At 74.1% G+C, this 5853-nt stretch carries 5 protein-coding genes and 1 pseudogene; 5 read left to right on the forward strand and 1 reads right to left on the reverse strand.

Annotated elements, in window-relative coordinates; all coding sequences use genetic code 11:
- Positions 1-110: 110 nt before the first annotated feature.
- From HET64_RS35535 to HET64_RS35555, 5 genes are all read left to right on the forward strand, one after another.
- The gene (locus HET64_RS35535) at positions 111-329 is read left to right on the forward strand and encodes a Trm112 family protein (RefSeq protein WP_007453982.1); all 219 of its coding nucleotides are present in this window, start codon (positions 111-113) and stop codon (positions 327-329) included.
- Positions 326-1096 carry an FkbM family methyltransferase gene (locus HET64_RS35540; protein WP_215111371.1) on the forward strand — a complete coding sequence of 257 codons (771 nt, stop codon included), beginning with the start codon at positions 326-328 and terminating at the stop codon, positions 1094-1096. Before HET64_RS35535 ends, HET64_RS35540 begins: the two co-directional genes overlap by 4 nt.
- A 48-nt stretch (positions 1097-1144) precedes the next feature.
- On the forward strand, positions 1145-1876 hold the full coding sequence (locus HET64_RS35545; RefSeq protein ID WP_215111372.1) for a GntR family transcriptional regulator: 732 nt from the start codon (positions 1145-1147) through the stop codon (positions 1874-1876).
- Between the two features lie 207 nt (positions 1877-2083).
- A complete protein-coding gene (locus HET64_RS35550; protein ID WP_215111373.1) occupies positions 2084-3418 on the forward strand; it encodes an amidohydrolase family protein in 1335 nt (444 codons plus the stop codon).
- Positions 3419-3483: 65 nt separating this feature from the next.
- Positions 3484-4866, forward strand: a complete 1383-nt coding sequence (locus HET64_RS35555) for an amidohydrolase family protein (RefSeq protein WP_215111374.1) — start codon at positions 3484-3486, stop codon at positions 4864-4866.
- Between the two features lie 64 nt (positions 4867-4930).
- Here the strand turns inward: HET64_RS35555 and HET64_RS35560 are convergent.
- Positions 4931-5853, reverse strand: a pseudogene (locus HET64_RS35560) (serine/threonine protein kinase); the annotation flags it as partial.

The following is a 5853-nucleotide window of genomic DNA, read 5'->3' on the forward strand; positions in this document are numbered from 1 at the left end:
TCCTGACCCCGGATCCGGCACCCCGTATCCGCCACCCCGACACCTCCAACACTCCTGCCACTCCCGCCACCCCGACACCTCCGACACCTCCGACACCGAGGAGCCACCCGATGAACCCCGACGACCCGCTGCTGGCCCTGCTGGCCTGCCCGCTCGACAAGGGCCCGCTGTCCCTGCTCGCCGAGGAGGAGGCGCTCTACAACCCCCGGCTGCGCCTGAGTTACCCGATCGTGGACGGCATCCCGCAGCTGCTGCCCTCATCGGGCAGAAAGGTGGGGGCGGACGACCACGAGCGCCTGCTCACCCGGCTCAAGGCCTCGGCCACGTGACCACGTTCGCCGCGGCGGTGGCGTCCCGACTGCCCGGAGGCCTCGTCGGCTCGGCGGCCGTCGCCCTGTACCCGCGCTTCGAGCCCGAGCTCCGGCGGCTCGCCGACTTCTGCCCGCCGGACGGCATCGCCGTCGACATCGGTGGCTGGTACGGCCCCTGGTCGCGGCGGCTCGCCGCCCGCTGCGCCGAGGTGGTGACCATCGAGCCCGTGCCGCATCTGGCCGAACATCTGCGCCGGACGCTGCCGTCGAACGCCCGGGTGGTCCAGGGCGCGGCGACCGACCGGGCGGGCACGGCGCAGCTGTGGTTCCCGGAGGGCGACAGCGGCGACCGGGGGGTGTCGTCGCTGGCCCGCCGCGACATCCACGCGCACTGCCTGGAGGTTCCGTCGATCACCGTCGACAGCCTCGGGCTGAGCGGAGTCGGCTTCGTGAAGATGGACGTCGACGGCGGCGAGCGGGCGGCGCTGCTCGGTGCGGCGGAGCTGCTGCGCGAGGACCGTCCGGCCCTGCTCATCGAATTGGAGAGCCGGCTCGGCCCGATCGCACCCGCCGTCGACCTGCTGACCGGCCAGGGCTACGCGGGCTGGCTGCTGGCGGGCCGGCGCTGGATCACGCTCGACGGGTTCGACCTGGTGGCCCACCAGGCGCGGACGGAGCACCTGGTGCACCAGGGGCTGCTGCGCCGGGCCTTCGTCCCGCACCGGGAGCGGTACATCAACTCGGTGCTCTTCCTGCCGGACGGGCGGACCCCGGGCACGGCCTGACGGTCGCGGGCCCCGCGTATCCTCGGCCCGGGGCATGCCGAACGGAGGATGGCGTACGTGACGGGCAGCAGCGCAGGACGGGGCCGGGCACGGCCGGACGGCCCCGGGAGCGACCGGGCGGGCGCACCGGAGCGCACGTCGCTCAGCGCCCGCGCGCGGGACGCGGTCCGGGAGCGGATCGTCGACCGCCGCTACCCGCAGGGGGCCCGCCTCGTGGAGCGCGAGGTCGCCGAGGAGCTGCGGATGTCCCGCGTCCCGGTCCGTGAGGCGCTGCGCGCCCTGGTGGGCGAAGGGCTCCTGGAGCTGCTGCCGCACAGCGGGGTCCGGGTGCGGCGGATGGAGCGGGCCGACGTGGAGCACCTGTACGAGGTGTGGGAGCCGCTCGCCGTCCAGGCCTCCCGGCTCGCGGCCCGGCGGGTGGCCCGGTCCGCCCCGGCGGAGCCGCCGGGCGTCACCGCTCTGCGGATCTCCCTCGACCGGGCGGAGCAGGCGGCGTCCGACGACGAGGGGGCGCGCGAGGTGGCGGCCCACACCGCCTTCCACGAGGACATCGTCGCCCTGAGCGGCAACCCGATGCTGGCCCGCACCCTGGAACAGCTCAGCGGACAGCTCCAGTTGCTGTTCGGGATGCGGGAGGAACCGGAGCACATGCGCGCCCAGCACGCGGTCATGTTCCGGTACATCGCGACGGGTGACGAGGAGTCCGCGGCGGCGAGCACGCTCCTGCACGTACGGGACAGCCGGGCCGTGGCTCTGCGGTCCCTGTTCGACGACGCCTAGATTTGTATACCAGAGGCGCTCCCCCCATGAATGGACTTCCCTCAAGCTCACCCCACGCACGCCCCGCATTCACCTGATACGCCGTAGAGCTGCACGTTTTCCGCACACGCGCAGAGCGGAATCACTCCTTCCCAGACTGTCGACCATCCTGGTATACAAAGTGCTCCCACGTTCGTTTCCGCTTGCCGCGGCCGAAGGAGCCTTCCCATGTGCGTCGACAACACCCCGCCACCCTCCGGCCGGCTGACCCGGAGAGGCGTCCTCGCGGGCGCCGCCGCCCTGGCCGGGACCTCCGCCGTCCTCGCCCAGGCCGCCCCCGCGGCGTCCGCCGCGTCCCGGAGTTCGTCGGGCCGGAGTTCGTCGGGCCGGGGTTCGTCGGGCCGGGGTTCGTCGGGCCGGGGCGGCGATCTGGTCGTGGAGGGCGGCAAGCTGCTCGACCCGCTGACGGGCGAGGTCACGGAGGACGCGGTGGTCGTGATCATCGGGGGCGTCGTCCGCGCGGCCGGGCCCCGGGGCCGCCTCGGAACGCGGACGCCTTCCGGCGTACCGGTGCTGCGGGCCCCTGGGCAGTGGATCCTGCCCGGCCTGGTGGACTCCCATATCCATCTCAACACGGCCGCCGAGGCGCGCGACGCGGTCCTCAAGGGCGCGACCAGCGCGCGCAGCGGTTCGACCAACTTCTACCAGGACATCGCCGTACGGGAGTTGGCCCGCCAGGCGCCCGAGCGGGCGCCCCGGCTCCGGGCCGCGGGGATCTTCGTCACCCCGGACCTCGGCGACACGATCCTCGCCGACCCGGACCTCGCGCCGCTCGCCCGGCTGCGCGACGGGGTGCGCTCGCCCGAGGCACTGCGCCGGGTGGTCGAGGTCAACCTCGCGCGCGGGGCCGACACCATCAAGACGCGGGTGAACGAACGCGCCGGGCTGCCCGAACAGGACCCGCTCGTCCAGGTCTACGACCACGAGCAGCTGTCCACGATCGTGGCGGCGGCGCGGCGCGGCGGAAAGGGGGTGCTCTGCCACAGCTACAGCGAGAAGGGCTGCCACGACGCGGTCACGGCCGGGATCCGTTCGCTGGAGCACGGGGCGTTCGTCGGCGAGCGCACCCTGCGCGAAATGCGCCGCAGGGGTACGTACTTCACTCCGACGCTCACCGCCATCGCCGGGCTCGCCGAGTCCCCGGACCCGGTCCTGGCGGAGCGCGGCCGCACCTATCTCCCCGTACTGAAGCGGGCGGTGCTCGCGGCGCACGAGCTGGGCGTCCCGCTCGCCGCGGGCACCGACTCCTCGGGCGGAACGGTCGACCCGATCGGCCGCGAGGTGGAGCTGATGCACGCTGCCGGGCTCTCCGCCCTGGACGCGATCCGCACGGCGACCACGGGCGCCGCGAAGCTCCTCGGGTTCGGCTCCACCGCCGGCCGCCTGGCGCGGGGCTTCTCGGGCGACGTCCTGGTGGTGGACGGCGACCCGTTGGCCGACCTCGGCGTGCTGAGCCGCCCGGCGCGCGTGGTGCGGGCAGGGTTCGCCGTACCGGCCGCCTGACCGTGCCGGCCCCCTGCCTTCCGCCGCTGCCTCCGCCCTCCCTCCGCCCTTCGAAGGAGCCCTCGATGCACGCCGACTCCACCGCCTCCCCCTCCGCCGGTCCCTCCCGGCGCTCCATGCTGGCCGGCGCCGCCGCCCTCGCGGGTACCGCCGCCGCGATCGGCGCGCCCGGGTCCGAGGCCGCCGCCGCGCCCCGGACCGGCGGAGCGTCGCCATCCGCCGCCGACCGGATCACGGAGCAGCCGGACCGCACGGGCGGCCACGCGCGCGCCACGGTGTTCAAGAACGTGCGGCCCTACGGGGCGACGTCGCCCGTCGACCTCACCGTCGTCGACGGCGTCATCTCCGCGAAGCCCGCGCCGCTCGGCGCCAAGGTCGTCGACTGCAAGGGCAGGATCGCGCTGCCGACCCTGGTCGACGCGCACATCCATCCCGACAAGACGGCGTGGGGCGAACCCTGGGTGACCCGGAACCCGGCGAGCACCATCGCGGAGTACACCGCCGAGGACGTGAAGCTCTACCACGCGCTGCGGACTCCTCTGAAGGAGCGCGCGGAGCGCCTGATGGGCCACGCCGTCGCCCAGGGCACCCGCGCGATGCGGGCCCATGTCGACGTCGCTCCCGCCTACGACCTGGTGGGCGTCGAGGGCGTCGGATCCGCCCGCAGGGCCCTGCGGCACGCGCTCGACGTGGAGATCGTCGCGTTCCCGCAGCACGGGGTGATCCGTACGCCGGGCACCGAGGAGCTGCTGGAGGAGGCGGCGCGGACCGGGGCGGTCGACCGGATCGGCGGCATCGACCCGATCGGGTTCGACGAGGCGCTCGACGAGCAGCTCGACGTCGTCTTCGGCATCGCGGACCGGCACGGTGTGGGCGTCGACATCCATCTGCACGAGCGGGCCGCGACGGGGCTGGAGTCGCTTCGCGCGATCATCGACCGCACCCGGGCGCTGTCGTTGCAGGGCAAGGTGACCGTCAGCCATGTCTTCTGCGTGCCCGGGCTGCCCGAGCGGGAGCTCGACCGGCTGGCGGCGGACCTGGCGGACGCCGGCATCTCCCTGACGACGGTCGCCCCCTCGACGGACCTGGTGCTGCCGATCGGCCGGCTGCGCGAGCACGGGGTCCAGGTGGGCCTCGGCTCGGACGGCGTACGGGACTCGTGGAGCCCGTTCGGCAACGCGGACATGCTGCACCGCTCGCACCTGCTGGCCCAGGTGCAGGACGCCCGCCTCGACGAGGAGCTGGAGGCGGCCTTCCGCTCGGGGGCCGACGGCGGGGCCCGGCTCCTGGGGCTGCCGGAGGCGGACCTGAAGCCGGGTTCGCCGGCCGACTTCCTGCTGGTGCGCGGGGAGTGCCTCCCGCAGGTCGTGGTCGACCTGCCGCGCCGCGAGATGGTGGTGCGCGGCGGGCGGATCGTCGCCCGGGACGGCGAGCTCGTCGGTCACTGACGCCCGGGGCCGCCCCCGTCACCGAAGAGCGGCAGGTGACGGGGGCGGCCGGGCCGGCGGTCCGTCAGCTCTGCTGCGCCTCTTCGGCGTTGCGCCAGACCGTCAGGTCGATGGTGATGTACCGACTGGGGTCGTTCGCACCCGACTTGCCGCGATAGGTCACCACGGCGATGTGCCCGGCCTTGCTGAGCACACAGATCTGCGATCCGGCCGTGAGCTGGTCGAGCCCGATCTTCTCGGTGTAGCGGGTCACCTCGCGGCAGACCTTCAGCGAGCCCTTCTGCGAGTTCTTCAGCACGACGAGCTTTCCGTTGGCGCTGCCCACCTGCTCGTCGCCGAAGAGGGAGTCCCGGTAGAAGTAGAAGTCCTTCTTGCCGTACATGACGCCGCTGTCCTCGTCCTCCAGCGGCCGGGGCGGATTATCGGCGAGCTGCAGGGCATAGTTCGCCGTCACGTCGATGCCCTCGTACGAGACGGGCTTGGGGTCTACCGGCTTCTGCCGGGCCCCGTTCCCGGAACCGCTGCCGCTCGAACCGCCGTTGGAGGACGCCTGGGACCGGTCGCCCGTCCCGGACGTGTCGGGGTCGTCCGGCAGCAGGGATCCGATGCCCCCGAGGACGACCAGCGCGCCGACGACCGAAGCGGCGACGATCAGCCCGGTCCGCCTGGGGCGCGGCGCGGCGGGCTGGAAACCGGGCGAGCCCCAGCCGGCCGGCCGGGAGCCGGGCTGCTGGTAGCCGGGCTGGGCGAATCCGGACGGGTAGTGGGGCGGCGGGGTCGCGTAGCCCTGATGGTGGGTGTTCTGCTGCCAGTGACCGGTCGGCACGGTTCCCGGCGTCCCCGGGGCTCCCGGCGCGCCAGGAGCCCCCGGCGCTCCGGGTGCGGCGGGTCCGGTCTGTGTGGGTGCGGCGGCCACGGCGTAGCCGGTCGGGGTGTACGGCTGGGCGGGGCCCGGTGCCGGGTGCTGCGGGGAGTACTGCGTGGGGG

This window comes from Streptomyces sp. McG3, assembly GCF_018619185.1.
Classification (GTDB): domain Bacteria; phylum Actinomycetota; class Actinomycetes; order Streptomycetales; family Streptomycetaceae; genus Streptomyces.